The following is a 19,921-nucleotide window of genomic DNA, read 5'->3' on the forward strand; positions in this document are numbered from 1 at the left end:
GGTAGCCGGGTGATTGCCGCGGAACTACTCGCCGCTTCCGGCCGATTTCCCATCGCGACCGGGCTCTCCGAGCAGGAGCTGTCCACGATCGAGCACGAATTCGGCTTCACCTTCGCTCCCGACCATCGCGCGTTCCTGGCCGAGGGCATGCCGTCGGGCCGCGGCTGGCCGGATTGGCGCAGCCCCGACCGGGTCTCCCTGCGCGAACGGCTCGCCTGGCCGGTCGAGGGCGTCATCTTCGACGTGGTGGAAAACAATTTCTGGTACGAGGGGTGGGGTTTCCGGCCGTCCGAACCGGCCGCCGCGATGGCCGCCGCGAAGGGCTATCTGGTGACCGCCCCGCGAATGATCCCGGTCTATTCGCACCGCTACCTGCCGGCCGCGATCGGCGACCACCCGGTGCTGTCCGTCTACCAGACCGACGTCGTGCACTACGGCAACGACCTGGCCGATTGGCTCAACCGCGAATTCTCGCTGGGCAAACCCGCGGAACACCAGGCCCGCGCGACGGTCACCTTCTGGCGAGACCTTTTATAGGTACGCGCCGCAACTCCCCGCCATTTTCCGGCCGCCCCGGGCTCTTCGGGTTCAAAGCAGGCCGTTACTCCGCTTCGCGACGAGCCTTGGCGCGCCTCTTCCCCTCGTGCATGGCCTGCACCCGGGCCACCGGAATGGTGTGCCCCTCCTCGACCAGTCCACGCTCGAGCGGTTGCGGATCGGGCATGGCCTCCGCCCACGGATCCCGGTCGCCGATCAGCCCCGGCACCGTGTGAATGGTGAAGTCCTCCGGCTTGACGTTGTCCGCGTCGTCCCAGGCGATCGGGAACGAGACCCGCACGTTGGACCGGATGCGCGGGCTGTAGGCGGCAACCACGGTCGCGCCACCGGACCGGGTCGCGTCGAGAAAGACCTTTCCGTGCCGGTCATCGCGGATGAAGGCGGTCGTGGCGAGGTCGGGGTCGAGCTTTTCCGCCCGGACCGCCACCGCCCGGGTGGCCGCCGCGACCTCGTCGGCCGCCGCTTTCCCGTCGAGCGGAACGAAGACGTGCACGCCTTTCGAGCCGCTGGTTTTCAGCGCCCCGGCCATCCCGATCTCGTCGAGCACCCGCCGGACCAGTTTCGCCGCCGCGACCGCCTTGTCGAAACCGCCGGCCTCGGGTGGATCGAGATCTATGATGAGGTGCGTGGGGTGATGATCGCCGGCGACCATGAGCGCCGGGTGATATTCGATGGCCCGCTGATTGCCGAACCACAGCAATGTCTTTCGGTCGTTGCACAGTCCATACGTGACTTTCCGATGCGAGGCCTCCGCCCACACCTCGGTGCGCGGCACCCATTCCGGCGTGTATTTCGGCAGGTTCTTCTGCATGAACTGGTCCTGCCCGCGCAGCAGCCGGATCACCGACAGCGGCCGATCCCGGAGCACCCCGATGAACCGATCACCGACCGCATCCAGGTAGTCGACCAGGTCGCGCTTGGTCGCGCCGGCCCCCTCGTACAGCTCCTGGTCCAGGTTGGTCAGCTTGACCCCGTCGCGTTCCTCACCCTTGTCCGCCATCAGGACATCTTGCCTCGACCGGCGGTCGTATCGTCGGCAACGATCAACCTGAGGGGCGCCGATGTCACTGCCAACGGACGTGGAAGCGATTGTCTTCGACTGCGACGGACTCCTGGTCGACACCGAAACCTGCTGGACCCGGGCCGAGACCGCCATCTTTGCCGAGCACGGCCACGGCTTCGGCCTGGAACAGAAGAAGCTCCTGATCGGCAAGACCCTGGCGGACGGCGCCGCCGCCATGGCCGGCTATTTCGGCCGCCCGGACGAGGTGCCCGCGGTGACCCGGCGCCTGCATGATCTGGTCGCCCAGGAGCTGTCGGCCGGCGCCGACGCCCTGCCCGGCGCCCGCGACCTGGTCCTCGCGCTGCGCGACCGGCTCCCGATCGCGGTGGCGAGCAACAGCCCGCGCCCGTTTGTCGCGGCGGCCCTGATCTCGGCCGGCCTGGCCGACCTGTTCACCCACGTCTACACGGCCGACGACGTGCCGAACCCGAAACCGGCGCCGGACCTCTATCGGGCCGCCTGCGCCGGCCTGTCGGCCGACCCGGCCCGCAGCGTCGCCTTCGAGGACTCCGGCACCGGCGTGCGGTCGGCCCGGGCCGCCGGCATGTATGTCGTCGGAGTTCCGTCCCTGCCCGGCGTAACCCTGCAAACCGACGCCACCTTCAGCTCTCTCGCCGACCCCACGCTGATCAAGTGGGCGGCCGGATAAATCGGAGGTGGCGTCCCCGGCCGATCGGCTAGCGTGCCCGGTCATGGCGGAGTTCGTGCACATCACCACGGTGCGGGCGGCTCGGGGGATCGAGCGCTCGGGTGTCGCCGCGCGCAGTCACGGGCGCGCCGGCGGCGTCGGGGTCTACTGTGCGCCGGTTCTGCCGTCGTTCACGCTGACCTATCAGTGGGTGCGGGAGCTGCGCCGTTCGCATCCGGGGGTGCTGGTCGCCGTCCACCTGCGGGTGCCGGACGACGAGCCGGTGACCGCCGGGCGTTACCACGAGCCGCCGCGGGCGGTGACCGCCGCGCAGGCGGTGGCGACGGCGCGCGGCTTGGACGACCCGCGCGGCTATGAGGTGTTCGTGGCCCGCGCCGTCGGGCCGGGCGAACTCCGCCGGGTCCGGGACGTGCCGCAGGGGATCGGCTGGCGTTATCTGCCGGGCGCGCACGGTCGCCGGCCCTGTCCGTGCCCGGGTTGCCTGTCGAGCGGCGCCTACCAGGTGGCCCGGTTGCGTCGTCGCTTCCCGGACCGGCCGCCGCCCGCGCCGAAGGATGAGCTGATGGCGCGGTTGCGCGCGGCGGCCACCGCCGACGAGATCATCGAGGTGCTGTGCGAGCTGGGCCGGGGCCGGCGTGGTGGCGCCGAGGAACTCGCCTACCTGGCCGATCATCCGGACCTGCACGTGCGCTGGACCCTGGAGAGCGTCCTGACCTCCTACCGCGGCCCGGTGGCGCGCCGGCTGCGCGAGCGGCTCGAGCGGGAGTCGGCCGAGTAAAGGGCAGGGGCGGAGGGGAACAGGGTCGGGGACCTATCATCGGCCGTCGCCGATGATCGATTCACCTCGAGGACGCGCAGATGAGCACCGACGAGCCGACCCCGCCCCGCCGCGGCATCGGCCGGTGGATCGGCCTGCTGGCCGGCCCGGTGGTGGTGACCCGGTGATCACCCAACACCCCCAAGGCGGCAAGCTGGGTACGCCGTCCGAATCGTTCTCCTGCGGCAGCTCACCGGACACCAGCGTGATCAGCTTCGTCTCGAACGGCGTCATCAGCCGCCGACTGACCACCTCGATGCCCTTGCCTACTACGCCGCCCTGGCCGAACGCTCCGGCTGGCAGCCCGACAAAACCGGCGCCGGCCTCTACTCGGCGACCAAACCGGACGGCGCCTGCCCCTGGTGGTTCGTCCTGACCAGCGACAAACGCGGTTACGGCCTGCAGGTCTACTACCAGCCGATCGGCGTCCCGGCCGACGACTGCGAATGGGCGTCCGGCAGCCCGATGCTCATTCCGCTCACCAACTGATGAGCGTCCTCGACACCGATTGCCGGGAGCGGAATCCGAGGACTACGGCCGGCTGAGTCGCAGAGTTGTCGCCGCGGCGGCCTCGGTCACCATCGAGGCGGCGCCGGCTTCGCCGTATTTGGCGCGGTAGGCGGCGTCGACCTCGGCGCGGAGCGGGGCCGGGCCGGTGCCGATGTCGTCGATGGTGACGTCGGCGGTCAGGCCCGGGACGCGGATGCCGGCCTGCCGGGAGCGCAGGGCCTGGCCGAACCAGCCGGTGTCACGCCGGTGCCAGCTGCGCACATAGACCTGCTCGCCGGCGCGGACGACCCAGATCGGCACCCAGCGCGGCCGGGTGCCGTCGGCCCGGCTGACCGCGATCTCCAGCTCGCCGGCCGACCCGATGCGCTGCAACTCGTCCGCAGACCAAGCGGTGGCCATGGGATGATCGTACCGAGCTGCCCGCTGACCTCGGTGCGCTGAGTGAGGCGCGCCGGTAGTCTGCGCACGATGATCGATGATCTGTCGAAGCAGCAGGTGCGGGGCCTGGCGCGGAACTCGGCGGCAACGGTCGAGCAGCTGTTGCGCCTGCTGCGGGCGGCGCCGTCGGTCGCCGCCGGCGGGCTCGGTGACCGTCGTGATCTGCCGATGGCGGTGCAGGAGGCGATGGTGCGTCGCCCGGAACGCGCCGTCCGGGTGAATCTGGCCAGACATCTGCGGGTCGATCGGGACATTCGGAATCGTCTGCTGGCCGCCCTGGACATCCACGTGGTGCTGGCGGCGCTCGGCCGCCCGGAACAGCCGCCGCTCGATGACGACGCGCTGAATGCGTTCCTGCCGACCCGCTGTCGCGGGAGCTGGTGGAGCACGTGGTCGCCGCCGGTGACATCGCGCAGCTGGGCTTTCTCGCGATCAATCCGACCACCCCGCCGGACGTGGTCGAGGCTCTGCTCCGGCACCCCGACAGCGGGCTGCGCCGCCGGCTCGCCGGGCGCGCCGACCTGAGCCACGATCAGCTGCTCGAGCTGGCCGCTGATCGCAGCGTCGAGGTCCGGACCGCGGTTTCGGTCCACCCCGATCTCACCGAGCCGGAGCGGGCCGGCATCGCCATCGACGTCACCCTGGACGAGGCCGACGGCCACTTCGGCCCGCGGCACCGGTGCCACTGGTCGAATGCTTTCCAGCACGTCTACCACCGGGTGGTTCCGCTCGCCGACGCGGTGCGGTGGGCCGACTCGGTCAACCCGCTTCTGCGGCGTCGCGCCGCTCGCCATCCCGAGTTGCCGGCCGATCTCGCCGCTTCGCTGGTCGACGATCCTGACCTCGGCGTTCGGGTGCTGCTTGCCCTCTACCACCCGGACGCCCCGCCGGAACTTCTGCTGCGTTGCTATCGGCAGTATCTGGGCTGCGGCCGGGAGATGATGGCCGAGCTGCCGCAGTTTCCGACCGGAGGGCTGGCCTCGTTCGCCGACTCCGGCGACCCGGCCGAGCGGTTGCTGGCGCTCCGCGACCCGCTGGCCGGGCCCGAGCTGGTCGCGTGGCTGTGCACGGACGCCGACGCGGCCGTGTGGCAGGCGGCAGCGGCCTGCGCGCGCCTGCCGGTCGCCCGGATCGTCGAGCTTCTCGACGACTCGGAGCTGGCCGAGCACGCCGCCGCCAACCCGGCGCTGCCCGCCGACCGGATGGACCGGATCGTCGAGACGGTTACAGCCGGGTGATGGCGGCGGCGGGCAGCACCATGAGCAGGGTCAGCACGACGTAGGCGCCGCCCAGGCCGAAGCGGCGGTTCCTCGTGGCCATCACTCCGGCCGCGAACGGGCCCAGCAGGGTGGTGAAGGCGGCCGCGTTGAAGATGTCGTCGCCTCGGTGGTGGCCGGTCAGGCCGTAGAGCAGCAGCAGCGGGACGGTCACCAGCCAGGCCAGCGTGACCGCGGTCAGTTTGAGGTGGAGGTGGGTGCGGCGGGCCGGTTCCGTGGGGTCCTTCTGCAGGGCGAATGCCATCCGCCCGGCGTAGCCGGTGGCGGCCGGCTGGTCCTCGGTGGTCACCCGGGAAGCCTATCGGTCGGGACCGGGCGGCGCATCACTCAAAGCGGACAATTAGCCCCGGCCGGTCCCGCCGTTATTAGCTCTTTACCGAGCCCGCCATCAGGCCGCCGATGAACCACCGGCCGAGCAGGACGTAGACGATCAGGGTGGGCAGCGAGGTGATCAATGCGCCGGCCATCGAGGCCGCATAGTCCGGTGACTGGGCGCCGGCCAGCGCGTTCAGGGCGATCGTGATCGGGCCGTTGCGGGTGTTCGACAGGAAGATCGCGAACAGGTAGTCGTTCCAGGCCGACGTGAACTGCCAGATGATCGTGACCACGAAGCCAGGGATCGAGATCGGCAGGATGATCCAGCCGAACGTGCGCAGCAGGCCGGCGCCGTCGACCCGGGCCGCCTCGACGAGCTCTTCCGGCACGGTCGTGGCGTAGTAGTTGCGGAAGATCAGCGTGCAGATCGGGATGCCGTAGACGCAGTGCACGAAGACCAGGGTGGGGATGCCGGGGGCGATGCCGATCGTGGTCACGATGTCGCGCAGCGGGATCATCACGGCCTGGTAGGGGATGAACATCCCGAACAGGATCAGGGTGAAGACGACGTCGGCGCCCGGGAAGCGCCAGCGGGACAGGACGAAACCGTTCGCGGCGCCGATCACCGACGAGATCAGGGCGACCGGGATCGCCAGCTCGAAGGTGCGGATGAAGGACGGGCGCAGCGCGGTCCACGCCTTGCCCCACGAGGCCGTGGTCCAGTGCGCGGGCAGGTTCCACTGGCTGGTCACACCGATGTCCGAGCCGGCCTTGAAGCTGGTCACGATCAGCACGTAGAGCGGCATCAGGACGACGATCAGGAAGAAGATCGCCAGGGCGTACTTGATGATCGATGCGGGGTGGAAAGTGCGGCGCGGGGTAGTCCGGGTTGACACCGCGGCCGGCGGGGTGAGCACCGTTGTCATCGGCTCTTCTCCACGCGGTTGGTGTAGATCAAATACGGGACGATGACGATCGCGACCAGCAGGAGCAGCACGATCGAGATGGCCGCGGCCTTGGCGTAATCGCTGGTCAGCAGCGTCTGCCAGACGTAGACGGCGGGCACCTCGGTGAGCCACTGCGGGCCGGAGATGCTCATGATCAGGTCGAACATCTTCATCGACATGTGGCCGAGGATGATCAGCGCGCTCAGGGCCACCGGGGTCAGCTGCGGGAAGATCACGTTGCGGTACAGGCGGTAGGTGCTCGCGCCGTCCACGGCCGCGGCCTCGCGCAACTCCTGCGGGATGCCGCGGAATCCGGCGAGGAAGAGCGCCATGACGTACCCGCTCAATTGCCAGACCGCCGGCATGGCCATCGAGGCCATGCCCCAATCGGGGTTGGTCCACCAGGTGCTCTGCAGAAAAGGCAGATGCAGATTGCCGAGTACGGCGTTGAGGCCCCCGGCATCGTCGCCCTTGAGCGGGTTCATCAGCCAGCGCCACACCACGCCGGAGGCGATGAAGCTGACCGCCATCGGGAAGAGATAGACCGTCCGGAAGAAGCCTTCCGCGCGCAGGCCGCGCTCCAGCAGGAACGCCCAGAGCAGGCCGAAGAACATCGCGCCGACCAGGAAGACCAGCGTGAAGATCAGCAGGTTCTTCAGCGAGTGGGTGAACCGGTCCTGGATGTCGTCGGTGAACAGCTTCTGGTAGTTGTCCAGCCCGACGTAGCCCTTCGACCCCAGGGCGGTGTGCTCGTCGGAGATCGAGACCTTCGTCGTCCAGGCGATCAGGCCGTAGACGAAGACGGCGAGCAGGATGAGCGAGGGGGAGAGCAGTAACAGGCCCGGTCCCCAGTGCCGGAGGCGGCGCATCAGGGCTCCTCGTGGGAAAGGGCGGGACGGCGCCGGCCGTCCCGCCCGACAATCCGGCTTACTTCTTGACGAACTGCGCGGCGGCCGAGGCCAGGGCCTTCTGCAGGCCGGCCACGTCCTGGTTGGTGGAGAAGGCGCCGAGCGCGGAGTTGGCCGCGCCCTGCCAGCCCTGCGAGCAGGCCGAGCCGTGCGCACACGACGGGACCTGGGTCGCCGACTTCCAGTCGGCCATGGCGGCCTGCTGGTACTTCGGGTAGTCGGCGGGGGCGGCATCCGTACGGGCCGGGATCGAGCCCTTCTTGGTGTTGAACGCCTTCTGGCCGTCGGCCGAACCGACTGTCTTCAGCCAGCACTTGGTGCCGTCGACGTTCTTGGCGCCCTTGGGCAGCACGAACGAGTCGGCCAGCCACTGGAACGTGGTGCCGTTGCCGGGGAAGGTGAACCAGGCGTAGTCGGTGAACTTCTTGGCGTCCAGGTCGGCGGCTTCCCAGTCGCCCATCAGCTGGTAACCGGCCTTGCCGTCCATGACCAGCTTCTCCGCGTCGGTCCAGTCCAGGGCGTCGCGGTCGGTGTTGGTGTAGGTCAGCAGCGTCTTGAAGTCGTTGATCGCCTTCGTGACGTCGGCGCCCGCCCAGTCGGTGGTGCCCTTCCACAGGCCGGTGAACTTGTCGGCGCCGAGGTCGGTGATCAGCACGGACTCGAACAGCATCAGCTGCGTCCAGTCCTTGCCGATGGCGAGCGGGGTCTTGATGCCCTTCGCCTTGACCTTCTCCAGGTCGGCGATGAAGCCGGCCAGGTCGGTCGGGTCGCTGGTGATGCCGGCGTCGGCGAGGACCTTCTTGTTGGTCCAGACCACGTTGGCGCGGTGAATGTTCGCCGGCACCGAGTAGATCTTGCCGTCGACCGTCAGGTTGTCGATCAGGCCCTGCGGGAACGCGGTCTTGAGGCCCCACGTGGCGTAGTCGGCGCTGAGGTCCTCGACCTGGCCGGCGTTGATGTAGTCCTGCAGTTCCGCGCCGGCGTGCGCCTGGAACGTGTCCGGCGGGTCCTTCTGCTGCAGGCGGGAGGCGAGCACCTGCTTGGCGTTGGCGCCGGCGCCACCGGCGACCGCGCCGTTCACGAACTCCTGGCCGGCGCAGGCGGTGCCGAACTGGGCGACGAGGCCGTCGAGACCGGCTTTCTCACCGCCGTCGGCCCACCACGTGAAGACTTCTACCTTCTTGGAGCCGGAGCCGCCGTTGCCGCCGTCGTCGCTCGACCCGCAGGCCGACGCGGTCAGCAGCGCAGCAACACCGACGACAGCGACCGCAGCCCGTCGAGTGAAGCGCATCTTGGTATCTCCCATCGAGATATTGACATCGTTGTCAAGTAAGTCGGGGAGTACGGTGCCGCCTAAACCGCACACGTGTCAACGAAAGTTTCCGTGTCGTTACGTGCGGACCTATGTGGATCGTTCGCCGCTTCCGCGGGCAATCAGGGATGTAGATATGACGATGGTCCGGGCCGGGCCAGTATGGCCGCTGATGCGTTCGTAGGCGAGCCTTGCCGCCTCCCGCCCGATCGCGCTCATGTCGTGCGCGACCACGGTCGTGCCGAGCACGTCGGCCAGATCGAAGTCGTCGAATCCCACCAAAGCGGGCGGATTGACCACGTCCCGCAGCGCGCGCAGGGCGCCCGTGGTCAGTCGGTTGTTCGTCGCGAAGATCGCCGTCGGCGGGGTGTCGAGCGCCACCAGCTCGCGGACCGTGCGCTCGGCGTGCCGGACGTCGTGCACATCGGTGCGCACGTACGGCTCCCAGGAAACGTTTCCGGCGGATTTCATCGCGCTCACAAAGCCGTCGATGCGGCCCCGCTGCGGCGCCATCCGGGCCAGGTCGGCGACCAGCGCGATCCGCCGGTGGCCGTGGGCGAGCAGGTGCTCGCCGGCACTTCGCGCGCCCCCGGCGTTGTCTATCAGCACGGCGTCGGCGGCCAGGCCGTCCGGCGGCCGGTCCAGGAAGACGAACGGGACGCCGCGGTTGCCCTCGATCGACAGGTACTCGTGCTCGTTGCCGCTCGGGATGACCAGCAGCGCCCGCACCCGCCGCTCCAGGAACGCGTCGACCAGGCTGCGCTCCAGTTCGGCGTCCTCGTCGTTGTTCGCGGTGATCAGCAGCAGGCCGTGCTGGCGCAGCTCACGCTCGATGCCGCTGGCCACCGCCGAGTAGAACGGGTTGGCCAGGTCGCCGCTGACCAGCCCGACCAGCGCGGACGTGGCGCCCCGGCGCAGCTCGCGGGCGATGCCGTTGAGGCGGTAACCGAGCGAGTCGGCGGCGTCCTGCACGCGGCGGCCGGTGGACGGGGCGACGTTGGGCTCACGGTTGAGTGCGCGGGACGCCGTCTTGAGGCTGACTCCGGCGAGCGCCGCCACCTCGGTCAGCGTCGGCCGGCGGACGGTCGATTCTCCGGGCATGTCGCTCCGCGGGTTCGGGCGGCGGGAAACGCAGCAAGTATGACATCGATGCCGCCGAGAACCTCACGTCCAGTCGCGAAACGATCACATCGACGTACTCGCATCCTTATCTTGCACACAGCGTCGGGACAGTGCGGCCTCAGCGCTCGTTGGTTCGCTGCTTGCTCACCACCGAACGACACTGGAGGCGAGCCTGCATGCCGGACCCAGACCTCGGCAACCCGGAATTCGACAATGCCGCGTACGTGCGCGAGGTGCACGACAAAGGCCTGCAATTCGACCTGAACACGATGAGCCGCCGGCGCATGCTGGCCGTGCTCGGCGGGGCCGGCGCCTTCGCGGTCGCCGGCGGGGCCCTGCTGGGCGGCGGCTCCGCTCTCGCCGACACCCTCGAGGAGGTCGAGTCGGAGACGGCCGGCCCCTATCCCGCGGACGGCTCCAACGGGCCGGACGTGCGCACCCTCGACGGGATCGTGCGTAAGGACATCCGCACCTCGTTCGGCACCGCGTCGGGCACGGCTTCCGGTGTCCCACTCGACTTCTCGCTGACCGTGCTCGACCTGGACGGCGCGCCGATCGTCGGGGCGGCGATCTACGCGTGGCACTGCGACCGGGACGGCAACTACTCGTTGTATTCGACCGGGGTGACCGATCAGAACTATCTGCGCGGCATCCAGGTGACCGACGCGACCGGCCAGGTCAGCTTCAACAGCATCTTCCCGGCCTGTTACTCGGGCCGGTGGCCGCACATCCACTTCGAGGTCTACTCGTCGCTGGCCAACGCGACCAGCGGCGACGGCCCGATCGTGAAGACGTCGCAGATCGCCATCGCCGAAGACGCCGCCGACCTCGTCTACGCGACCGACGGCTACAGCAAGAGCGTCACCAACCTCAGTCAGGTCAGTCTCGCCACCGACAACGTCTTCGGCGACGACTCGGCCGCCCGCGAACTGGCCACTATCGCCGGCAACGTGACCGACGGCTTCACCGCGGCGCTGACGATCGCGGTCGACCCGTCCGGGACCGAGGAGAGCGGCGGCACCCCACCCTCCGGCGGAACGCCGCCGTCCGGATCACCCCCATCCGGTACGCCGACGGCGTCCCCCACCGCCACCACCACTGCGTCAGCGTCGGCGTCGGCTTCCGTTTCGACCAGCGCCACGGTGTCTCCCTCGGCCACCGCGACCGCCGCCAAGCCGCCCGCTCCGCAGAAGCAGCAGCAAAAGAAGAAGAAGCACCACTGGTGGAACCCGTTCTCCTGGTAGCACCCGGTCTGCCTGCCCCCGCCCGGCCTGACACACATCCCGCGCGGCGGGCAGGCCCCGCGGTCGTATCCCGGCGCCACCATGCCCCCGGCGCCGGGATACGACCGTCTCACCACGCCCGGCTCCCGCAACGACCAGGGCAAGAACAGGCCGCCGCGGCCGAGACCGGACATGGAGCATTCAGGTCGGGCCTCCCGCAAGGCCCTTTGTTTTTGGGGTTTAACCACTCACGCAGAATGAAGGCCTCGGGCCAGCTCTGCTGGGCCCCAGGCCGGCCTCGGCGGGAGCAGCGGTCTGCACCATGCAACCAGGCACGACATGAATTAGATCTTGATCTTGCCGGTTATACTTCGATGTTGATTTCGTAGACTTCATTGGTCGGGTGGCCGGCGCGTTCGTGGATGCGCATGATGGCCTCTTTGCTCGGGCCGGTGCTGAGACAGAAGACCTTGCCGGATTCCGGGTCGAGCCAGGCGCGTTCGAAGTGCACGCCCTCTTCCGCCTCGATCTTCAGGTCGGCCTCGTGGGCGTCGGCGAGTTGCTCCGCGGTGACTCCGACGAATCCGCTGTGTACATCCATGAACTTGGCCATCTGACGGCGCTCCCTGCGGTTGCGATGTGTCTGACATGGGAAGACTGCCGGAGCGCGGGCAGTCGGACATCGGTCATTGCACCTAGGAAGGGCCGAGTCGGTGACCTAAAGTCGCGAGCGTGGAAAGCGCGCTGAGTAGTCCCGTGCTCGTCGGGCGGGACGATCTGGTGGCGCTCGCCTCGCGTCGGCTCGCCGCGGCCGCGGAGGGGAGCGGTGAGTTGCTGTTCCTCGCGGGTGAGGCGGGGATCGGCAAGACGCGGCTGCTCGCGGAGATCGTGCGGCAGGCGGCCGGGTTCACGGTGGTGGCGGCGGTCGCATCGCCGGGCGACGCGGAAGTGACCGGGGCCGTGCTCGCCGATCTGGGGGCGGAATTGCGGCGAAATCCGGCCACCGCGGCCGCGGGTGAGGGTGTTTCCCGGCGGCTGCGGGAATTCGCCGACGGCGATGCCGATCGGCAACGGCGGCTGCTCGTCGCCGATCTGGCCGAATTGATCGCCGCCGCCGTCTCCGGGCCGACTCTCGTGACGGTCGAGGATCTGCACTGGGCCGACGATCTGACCCTCGACGTGCTGGCCCGATTGGGTCGCCGGGCCGCCGATCTGCCATTGCTGGTGGTCGGCACCTACCGCAGTGACGAGCTTTATCCGCGGGTTCCGATGCGGTCCTGGCGCACCCGGCTGCTGACTCAGCGGCACGCCGAAGAGGTGCGGCTCACCCGGCTGAGCCTGGCCGACACCGCGGCCATGGCGGCGGCCATTTCCGGGGGTGCGCTGCCCGGCGCGGTCACCGGCGACGTCTTCGTGCGCAGTGATGGCATTCCGCTGCATGTCGAGGAATTCCTGGCCTCCCGGGAAAGCGTTCCGGACACCCTCGCCGACGCGGTTCTGGCTCGGGCCGATGCGCTTTCCGCGCCGGCCCGGGAACTCGCCGAGACCGCCTCGGTGCTGGGGCGGTCGTTCGACCTGGATCTGCTGACCGCCATCACCGGGGACGGGCCGGCCGCGGTGGACGACGGATTGCGCGAGCTGGGTGCGCGATTCTTCGTGCAGGCCCATCCGGACCGGTTGACGTTCGACTTCCGGCACGCGCTGATCCGGGACGCGCTCTACACCGATCTGCCGCCGCATCGGCGCCGGGAACTGCACGCCCGGGCCGCCGCCGCGGCCGTCACCGCGGGCTTCCCGGCCGCTTTCGTGAGCGACCAGTACGAGCGGGCCGCTTTGCCCGGGCCGGCCTTCGAATACGCCGTGTCGGCCGGGCGCTCGGCCGCCGAGATGTCGGCCCACCGGGAATCGGCCGAACTGTATTCGCGGGCCCGGCGAACGGCGCCGGAAACGCTGTCGATGGAGTCCCGGGCCTCGTTGCTGACCGCCCTCGCCGAGGAATTGGCGGCGGTCGACGACAGCGCGGCGGCGGTCTCCTGTTACGCGGAGGCCTACCGCCTGCGGATGCAACTCGACGACCGGCTCGCGGCGGCCGCGCTGGTCCCGGACTGGGTGGCGGCCCGGCATCTGCTCGGCGCCGGCCTGGAGGAACGGGCCGAAGCATTGCGCGGCGCCCTCCCGCTGATCGCCTTCCGCGACGATTCGCCGGCTCAGGAGGTGCGGGCGAATATCCACGCCGCGCTCGCCGCCGCCTACATGCTCGACCGCCGGCTGGCCGAGGCGATCGAGGACGGCGAATTCGCCCGGTCGATCGCGGTCGAGGATTGCGATCGGGCCATGCGGTGCAACCTCGACGCGACGCTCGGTTCGGTGTTTCTCTTCGCCGGCCGCCTCGACGAAGGGCGTCAACTGCTCGAGGCGTCGATTGCCCGGGCCCAGGGGTGGCGGTTCGAGGGGCAGACCGCCCGCGGCTATCGCATGATCGGCTCCAGCCTGTCGGTCCTCGTCGAATACGAATCGGCGCTGCGCTGGCTGCCCGAGGGAATCGCGTACGCCGAACGCGTCGAGCAGATCAACGACCGGAACTATCTGACCGCCCACCTCGCGCACGTGCTGTGGGCCACCGGCGACTGGGTGGGCGCGGAATCGGCCGCCCGGCAGGCCCTCGCCGACAGCGGCGGGATCACCACTCGGATCACCGCGCTGCACGCTCTCGGATTCGTCGAAATGGGACACGGCGCGATCGCCTCGGCGGTCGAGCATCTGTCCGAGGCGGCCTCGCTCGGATCGGGCATGCGGGAACTGCAGCGGGTGTCGCCGGCCTGGTGGGGCTTGGCCGAGGTGGCGCTGCTCGGCGGCGATTTCCGGACCGCGGTGCAACGGTGCGAGGAAGGGTTCGAGGCGTCGGCCCGGGTTCGCGATGCCGCCTATCTTTATCCCTATGTGCTCACCGGGGTGCGCGCTCATTTGGCGCTGTCCGGGCCGACTGCCGCGCGAGAATGGCTCGGCCGGGCTGGTGAGCTGATCGGCGAACGTGGCATTCCCGGCACTTTGGGCGCTCTCACTCATGCCCGCGGCCTGATTCATCTGCACGAAGGACAGACCGGAAAAGCGCGGGCGGAATTGGCCGAGGCGGCGGAATTCTGGGCCGGTCGGCTACGATTCTGGGAAGCGTCGGCGGCGTTGGTCGATCAGGCGCGGTGCGCTTCGCGCAGCCGCCGGGCGGGCGATGCGGCGGGATTCATGGCGGCGGCCCGGGAGGCGTACGGGCGGGTCGGCGCGACCATTCCTGGATATCTGTCCTCGCCGGACGTTGCCCCCTCGGCGCCTTCCTCGTCGCCCACGCTGCCCGCGTTGCCCGCGCGGTCGGCGCTTTCGGCTCGGGAGATCGAGGTCGCACGCCTGGTCGCGGCCGGGATGACCAACCGCGAGATCGCCGCGAAACTGGTGATCGCGCCCAAGACCGCGGCCGCCCACGTCGAGCACATCCGCACCAAGCTCGGCGTCTCCCGCCGAGCGCAGATCGCCGCGTGGGTCGCGACCCTCGGGTGAACCGCCACGATTTGTGGACCGTCTCGGCTGATCTGAAGTCTTACTTCCATCGGGGTACGTCAAACGGGCCATAGCTGGTGATCGATCAAAGTGGCGACAATCGTTGCCATGAGCGCGCCCGGCAACTCACCCCTGATCTTCACCCTGCTGGCGGTTTTCGTGGCCTGCTGCGGTTACGCCGCCGGCCGGTTCCATCAGCGGCACCAGATGGAGGACGACCGCGAGGAGGCCTACCGGGACGGCTACGAGACGGCCACCCGCAGCGTGTTCAGCCTGGCGGCCCGAGCAATCTCACCACGCCGGGGGAACCGAACCACGCCACCGGGCGGCGCGGCAGCCGGCAAGGCATCGGTCCGCGCAGCGGAGCAGGTCGTCGTCGCACGCGCGGGCATGACCGGCCCGGCCACCTCGGGCTCGGCTGGGGCAGGCACCGCCGTTCCAGGCTCGGCTGGGTTGGGTTCGGCTGTGGGCGGCGTGGGCCGGACAGGGGCGGCCGGATCTGGCGCGGGCGCTGCGGGAGCGGCCGCGGCCGGCCCGGTTGCGTCTGGCGTAGGTCCGGCTACGTCCGGTGTAGGCCCGGCTGGGCCGGCCTTGGCCGGCACGGGCCTGGCGGTATCCGGTGCGGGAAGGGTTGGGGCGAGCAGGGATTCGGCTGGGGCCGGTATGGATTCGGCCGGGGCCGGGGCAGATGAGGGTTCGGCCGGTCGGCTGGTCGGCCCGTCTGTCGCGGTCGGGCCGGCGGAGACCGGTGAGCCGCTCGGGGCGGGCGCTCCCGAGCGGCTCACCCTTCCGGGACGGCTCGGGCACCCGCCGCTGCTGCGGAGATCGGCCACGCCCGGCGCGGCGTCGATTCCCGCTTCCCGCACGCCGTCGGCGGCGGAGAGCGACCCGGGCTCGCTCGGCTTCCCCGTTCCGCTGCCGCCACCGCCGCGCGTGGTCGCCGAGCCGGCCGCCCTGGGCGGAGTGGTCTACCGGCCGTTCCCCGACCCGCGAGCACCGCGCGACGCCGAGCTGCAGCCGGTCGAGGGGGCGTCTCGTCGGTCGTTCGTGGAGTCGCGCGATGGTGAGCTCTCGTCGGGCGATGGGTCTTCTCGGCGGATTCCGGCGCCGTTCGGGCCGAGCCAGATGCCGCGGTCGGCGCCGGTTCCGTCCAACAGCCTGCCCGGAATGCCGGGGTCTGCCCCTGGGGTGCCGGTTGACGTCACGCCGGGTGGGCCGGCTTCCTCGGGGCATTCGGTCTTCGCGCCGACCGGGGGCAGTCCGGTGGCCGCGTCGCCGGCGGGTTCCGGGGTGGAGGACGGGTGGGCTACCCCGGGCGATCGGCGGCGGGGGGCCTGGCCGGGGCGGTCGCGGGGTGCTTTCCGCCCGTCGGAGGAGGGGGCGGCGGCTGTGCGTTCGGGGGCGGCCGACGGCGTACCGTCCGAAGGCAGAGGGACCACCCCGCCGCCGTTCCTCGGCATGCCTGGGCCGGCCAGCGGCATGCCGGATGCCGTTGTCGGCGCGCTCGGCGCCGATGCCGTAATGCCGGCCGGCGCCGAGGTGGAGGTCGAGTCCACCGGGCGGCACACCGTGCCGGACGAGCTCGTCCAGGCGGCCACCTATCGCCTCCCGGCGGACCGGGTGTTCCGCGCGCGGGTGCCGGAGCCGGCCGAGGAGTCCACCGCCCGAGTCTCGGTGCCCAAGCCGCGGCAGTCCTGAATTTCTGTCACACCCCCGGCGTACGTTCTCGGCATGGTCAGCGTCGATGACGTGCGCCGGGTTTGCCGTGATCTGCCGCGCAGCTCGGAGCATTTGATACACGACCGGGTGAAATTCCGGGTCGGTGCGATCGTCTATGTCGCGTTTTCGCGGGACGAGACGGTAATGGGCTTCGGTTTCCCCAAAGAGGAGCGGGCGGCACTGGTTGCGAGCGAGCCTCACGTGTTCCATTTGCCTCGCGAGTCCGACCTGCGGTTCAACTGGGTGCAGGCCTGGCTGTCCGAGCTGGACGATGAGCGAATGACCGAGTTGGTCCTGGACGCTTGGCGCATGGTTGTGCCCAAAAAGGTGTGGTCGGCCTATCTTCCGCGTCTGGCCTAAGGATTCCGAACGAGGGAAGTTCTACCGCCAACGTGTCAACTAAACCGTTTAGGCATTGGCGCGACCCGGCCGACCCGCGAACCTGATCTCACGATGTTCCGGGCAGCCACCCCAGGGGAGAAGATGAAGCGCCTCAGCGCCTTTGCCGTTGTCTCGTTCGCCGCCGCGTTATCGCTCAGCGGTTGCGGCATTCTCGACGTCAAAACCAATGGCAATTCCGCGTCGGCGGCCGGCAACCAGCCGACACCGAGCGGCGATGCCGCCCAGCCGACGCCGACCGGCACGGCGGTGAGTGGCGTCGGGTCGGCGAAGGACGCCGGCGATCTGCCCGACCCGTGCACGCTGCTCAGCAAGGACGAGGTCGTCGACCTGACCGGCCGGCAGATCACCCAGATCGACGAGGACGGCGCTCAGCCGAGCGACAGCACCCGCTTCTGCCAGTGGCAGCAGGACAGCGGACAGCTGGCTCTCTTCATCTCCCGCACCACCGAGGACGAGTTCAAGACGGCGATCGCCGACGCGCAGGCGGTCGACGGGGTGGGGGAGAACGCATACGAGCGGGCCGGCCACCTCTATGTCCTCTATGGCACGGTGCAGGTCGACGTCTACACCCGGGGCGGTTCCGACGACGAGAACCTGACCGACTCCAAAGAGGTGGCCAACACCGTGATCCCGCGGATCTGAGGAGTCGTCACGGCCAGTGGTGGGCGGCGGCGCGGATCTCGGTGACGAAGAGTTCGGGCTGTTCGAAGGCGGCGAAGTGGCCTCCTCGGGGTGGCTCGTTCCAGTAGCGGATGTCGGGGAAGCGGCGCTGCGCCCAGCGGCGGGACGGGTGGGGTAGCTCGTGCGGGAAGACCGAGCAGGCCGTGGGGATGTCGATCACGTCGGTGGTGCCGGTGCGGAACAGCGCCTGCACCTCGGCGAAGCTCTCCCAGTAGACGCGGGCGGCGGACGCGCCGGTGGCGGGCAGCCAATAGAGCATGAGGTTGTCGAGCAGTTGCTCGTTGGTGAGCTCGGTGTCGGTCCAGGCGTGGAATTTCTCGACTATCCACGTGCACAGGGCGGCGGGGGAGTCGACCAGGGCGTAGCCGATGGTCTGCGGGCGGGTGGACTGCTCGAAGGAATAGCCGTCGCCCGCCGCGGCCGCCTCCAGATCCGCGGTCGCCCGGCGTTCCGATGGCGTCACGCTGTCGGACGGGGCCACCAGCGGGGGCATCAGGTGAATGCCGATCAGCCGGGCGGGATGGCGGACGGCCAGGGACGTGCTGATCGTGGTGCCCCAGTCGTGGCCCTGCGCGACGAAGCGCTGATGGCCCAGCCGGGTCATCAGCTCGGCCCAGGCGTCGGCGATGCGGTGCACCGTCCAGCCGGCGGCCGCGGGTTTGTCGCTGAAGCCATAACCCGGCAGGGACGGGCACACCACGTGGAAGGCGGGCTCGCCCGGCGGCGGATCGGTGAGCGGGCCGACCACCTCGGCGAACTCGACCACCGAGCCGGGCCAGCCGTGGGTCATCAGCAGCGGCGTCGCGTCGGCCCGGGGTGACCGGGCGTGGACGAAGTGGATCGCCAGCCCGTCGATCTCGGTGCGGAACTGCGGGTGCTGGTTGAGACGGGCGAGGGCGGCGTCGAAGTCGTAGGTGTCGGCCCAATAGGCGCAGAGCGACCGCGCGACCGCCAGCGGGGTGCCCTGCTCCCATCCGGGCGCCGTCGCTTCTTCCGGCCAGCGGGTGCGGCGCAGCCGGTCGCGCAGGTCGTCGACCGCGCCGGCTTCGAACGAGACTGTGAACGGGGTGATCATGAGCGTGGTGGCCCGGCGGCGATGCGGTCGCGGATCTCGTGCTTGGTCTCGGCCTGCCAGCGGGTCTCCATCCACCAGGTGCAGCCGGCCTCGGCCCAGGGCGCCACCTGCGAAGCGCCCTCGGCGGCCGAGGTCTCGCCCTCGGCCAGGATGTCGGCCGACGAGCCCTGCGCGGTGAGCCACTCGCGCATCTCGCGGGTCGCGCCGGGGCTCTGCTCGTGGCCGGGGATGACGCCGTCGCAGCGCAGCACCCGCCGCATCGATTTGAGCCGGGGCCACACGCCGACCACCCAGATCGGGACGCGCTCCTGCACCGGTCTCAGGTCGTTGCCGCCGGCCCGGTACGAATAGAAGTCGCCGGCGAACGTCGGCTCGCCCGCCCACAATGCCCGGATCAGGTCGATGCCCTCATCCATCCTCGCGGCCCGCTCACGCAGGTCGGTGGGCTCGCCGGTGACCGGCAGGCCGGCGTCGACCGCGCCGACGCCGATGCCGAGCACGGCCCGGCCGCCGGAGAGCTGGTCGAGGGTGGCGACCTGACTCGCCACCTTCCACGGGCGGCGCCACGGCAGCGGGGTCAGCATCGTGCCGAGCCGCACCCGGCTGGTGCCCACCGCCATCGCCGACAGCAGCGACCAGGCGTCGAGGCCGTAGGCCGCCTCCCACACGAACACGCCGTCCCACCCCGCCTCCTCGGCCAGCACCGCCTGCTCGAGCTGCTCGCGGGCGGTGCCGCCGGGAAGGACCACGCCGAATTTGAGGGCCATGCGTAATTCCTAACAGGCCCCTACGACAATTTTTGAGGGCAAGAGGCCGGGTCTCGGCCGAGAAGCAGCAGGATCTCGTCGAGCGGGTCGGTGCCGGCCGGGATGGGCAGGGCCGGAGCGAAGGCGGACCCCGCTTCCTGCCGCGCCGCGCCGTCCGGAACGGCCCGGGCGATCGGCAGGGTGAGAGCGAGAACGTCCGGCGCCGGGCGGAAAGGCACCCCGAGCGCCGCCGCCACATCCCAGCCGTGCACGACGTAGTCGACCAGGTGGAACCCGATCGCCTGCCGCCCCGGGAAGGTGATCGTGGGATGGATCTCCGGGAGGACGAAGGGTCGATCGAGCACCCCCGGCCCGGCGAACGCGGCGAGCACGAGGTCGGCGGCCTCGGCGTACGTCCGTACTGCTGGAACTTCTTCGCCCCGCGCCGCGGAAGCGAAGATCCGGTGCTGGTCCGTCATGTGCGTGACCAGCGCGCTCAGGTCCCAGCCCGCGCAGGGGGTGGGCAGCTGCCAGGAGGTGATCCGACCGACCAGCTCGACGGTGGCGGTCACCACGGCCGCGTCGGCCGCAACCAAATCTGTATGCATTC

General features: G+C 70.0%; 20 protein-coding genes. 9 read left to right on the forward strand and 11 right to left on the reverse strand.

The features are described 5' to 3' along the window. The first annotated feature begins 9 nt into the window (after positions 1-9). Positions 10-537: a hypothetical protein gene (locus tag AB0E90_RS33190; protein WP_360414837.1), complete on the forward strand. Its 528-nt coding sequence runs from the start codon at positions 10-12 to the stop codon at positions 535-537. A gap of 64 nt (positions 538-601) precedes the next feature. On the opposite strand, the gene AB0E90_RS33195 is transcribed toward AB0E90_RS33190, so the two are convergent. Beyond that, complete coding sequence (locus AB0E90_RS33195) at positions 602-1,558, reverse strand: ATP-dependent DNA ligase (protein WP_360414839.1); 957 nt, start codon at positions 1,556-1,558, stop codon at positions 602-604. 61 nt (positions 1,559-1,619) lie between these two features. Here AB0E90_RS33195 and AB0E90_RS33200 point away from each other — a divergent pair, with 61 nt between their 5' ends. Continuing rightward, positions 1,620-2,270, forward strand: coding sequence for an HAD family phosphatase (locus tag AB0E90_RS33200; RefSeq protein ID WP_360414840.1), 651 nt, complete (start codon positions 1,620-1,622; stop codon positions 2,268-2,270). A gap of 43 nt (positions 2,271-2,313) precedes the next feature. After that, positions 2,314-3,048, forward strand: a complete 735-nt coding sequence (locus tag AB0E90_RS33205; RefSeq protein ID WP_360414842.1) for a HEAT repeat domain-containing protein — start codon at positions 2,314-2,316, stop codon at positions 3,046-3,048. A 570-nt stretch (positions 3,049-3,618) separates the two neighbouring features. Here AB0E90_RS33205 and AB0E90_RS33210 read toward each other — a convergent pair. Beyond that, the gene (locus AB0E90_RS33210) at positions 3,619-3,996 is read right to left on the reverse strand and encodes a DUF2255 family protein (protein ID WP_360414844.1); all 378 of its coding nucleotides are present in this window, start codon (positions 3,994-3,996) and stop codon (positions 3,619-3,621) included. A gap of 428 nt (positions 3,997-4,424) precedes the next feature. Between AB0E90_RS33210 and AB0E90_RS33215 the strand changes: the two genes are divergently transcribed. Next, the gene (locus AB0E90_RS33215) at positions 4,425-5,273 is read left to right on the forward strand and encodes a hypothetical protein (RefSeq protein ID WP_360414846.1); all 849 of its coding nucleotides are present in this window, start codon (positions 4,425-4,427) and stop codon (positions 5,271-5,273) included. Here AB0E90_RS33215 and AB0E90_RS33220 read toward each other — a convergent pair. The 5 genes from AB0E90_RS33220 to AB0E90_RS33240 all read right to left on the reverse strand — a co-directional run bounded on the left by AB0E90_RS33220 (position 5,260) and on the right by AB0E90_RS33240 (position 9,895). Next, positions 5,260-5,601, reverse strand: a complete 342-nt coding sequence (locus tag AB0E90_RS33220; protein WP_360414848.1) for a hypothetical protein — start codon at positions 5,599-5,601, stop codon at positions 5,260-5,262. The two genes, AB0E90_RS33215 and AB0E90_RS33220, sit on opposite strands and share 14 nt — an antisense overlap. Positions 5,602-5,677: 76 nt before the next feature. Beyond that, the gene (locus AB0E90_RS33225) at positions 5,678-6,553 is read right to left on the reverse strand and encodes a carbohydrate ABC transporter permease (RefSeq protein WP_360414850.1); all 876 of its coding nucleotides are present in this window, start codon (positions 6,551-6,553) and stop codon (positions 5,678-5,680) included. Beyond that, positions 6,550-7,446, reverse strand: a complete 897-nt coding sequence (locus AB0E90_RS33230) for a sugar ABC transporter permease (protein WP_360415109.1) — start codon at positions 7,444-7,446, stop codon at positions 6,550-6,552. Before AB0E90_RS33230 ends, AB0E90_RS33225 begins: the two co-directional genes overlap by 4 nt. Before the next feature lie 55 nt (positions 7,447-7,501). Further along, positions 7,502-8,773, reverse strand: a complete 1,272-nt coding sequence (locus AB0E90_RS33235) for an ABC transporter substrate-binding protein (protein ID WP_360414852.1) — start codon at positions 8,771-8,773, stop codon at positions 7,502-7,504. Positions 8,774-8,884: 111 nt separating this feature from the next. Next, the gene (locus AB0E90_RS33240) at positions 8,885-9,895 is read right to left on the reverse strand and encodes a LacI family DNA-binding transcriptional regulator (RefSeq protein ID WP_360414854.1); all 1,011 of its coding nucleotides are present in this window, start codon (positions 9,893-9,895) and stop codon (positions 8,885-8,887) included. Between the two features lie 197 nt (positions 9,896-10,092). Here AB0E90_RS33240 and AB0E90_RS33245 point away from each other — a divergent pair, with 197 nt between their 5' ends. Continuing rightward, on the forward strand, positions 10,093-11,160 hold the full coding sequence (locus AB0E90_RS33245; RefSeq protein ID WP_360414856.1) for an intradiol ring-cleavage dioxygenase: 1,068 nt from the start codon (positions 10,093-10,095) through the stop codon (positions 11,158-11,160). Between the two features lie 343 nt (positions 11,161-11,503). Here the strand turns inward: AB0E90_RS33245 and AB0E90_RS33250 are convergent, their stop codons facing one another. Then, complete coding sequence (locus AB0E90_RS33250) at positions 11,504-11,752, reverse strand: SCO4226 family nickel-binding protein (protein ID WP_360414858.1); 249 nt, start codon at positions 11,750-11,752, stop codon at positions 11,504-11,506. Between the two features lie 119 nt (positions 11,753-11,871). Between AB0E90_RS33250 and AB0E90_RS33255 the strand changes: the two genes are divergently transcribed. From AB0E90_RS33255 to AB0E90_RS33270, 4 genes are all read left to right on the forward strand, one after another. Continuing rightward, the gene (locus tag AB0E90_RS33255) at positions 11,872-14,688 is read left to right on the forward strand and encodes an AAA family ATPase (protein WP_360414860.1); all 2,817 of its coding nucleotides are present in this window, start codon (positions 11,872-11,874) and stop codon (positions 14,686-14,688) included. Between the two features lie 663 nt (positions 14,689-15,351). Further along, a complete protein-coding gene (locus AB0E90_RS33260; RefSeq protein WP_360414862.1) occupies positions 15,352-16,386 on the forward strand; it encodes a hypothetical protein in 1,035 nt (344 codons plus the stop codon). Between the two features lie 33 nt (positions 16,387-16,419). Beyond that, complete coding sequence (locus AB0E90_RS33265; protein ID WP_360414864.1) at positions 16,420-16,767, forward strand: MmcQ/YjbR family DNA-binding protein; 348 nt, start codon at positions 16,420-16,422, stop codon at positions 16,765-16,767. Positions 16,768-16,890: 123 nt separating this feature from the next. Next, complete coding sequence (locus tag AB0E90_RS33270) at positions 16,891-17,451, forward strand: DUF3558 family protein (protein WP_360414866.1); 561 nt, start codon at positions 16,891-16,893, stop codon at positions 17,449-17,451. Between the two features lie 7 nt (positions 17,452-17,458). Here AB0E90_RS33270 and AB0E90_RS33275 read toward each other — a convergent pair whose 3' ends face one another. Genes AB0E90_RS33275 through AB0E90_RS33285 form a run of 3 tightly spaced genes read right to left on the reverse strand, consistent with a single transcriptional unit; the run spans position 17,459 to position 19,919 of the window. Further along, entirely contained in the window at positions 17,459-18,565 is a 1,107-nt protein-coding gene (locus AB0E90_RS33275; RefSeq protein WP_360414868.1) for an epoxide hydrolase family protein, read from the reverse strand. Further along, positions 18,562-19,332 (reverse strand): LLM class flavin-dependent oxidoreductase, encoded by a 771-nt coding sequence (locus tag AB0E90_RS33280; RefSeq protein WP_360414870.1) that lies wholly within the window; start codon positions 19,330-19,332, stop codon positions 18,562-18,564. Before AB0E90_RS33280 ends, AB0E90_RS33275 begins: the two co-directional genes overlap by 4 nt. A 20-nt stretch (positions 19,333-19,352) precedes the next feature. Further along, positions 19,353-19,919 (reverse strand): TIGR03086 family metal-binding protein, encoded by a 567-nt coding sequence (locus tag AB0E90_RS33285; protein WP_360414872.1) that lies wholly within the window; start codon positions 19,917-19,919, stop codon positions 19,353-19,355. Between the last annotated feature and the right edge of the window lie 2 nt (positions 19,920-19,921).

Origin of the sequence: Actinoplanes sp. NPDC026619, from assembly GCF_040638295.1 — a bacterium.
Taxonomy (GTDB): Bacteria; Actinomycetota; Actinomycetes; order Mycobacteriales; family Micromonosporaceae; genus Actinoplanes.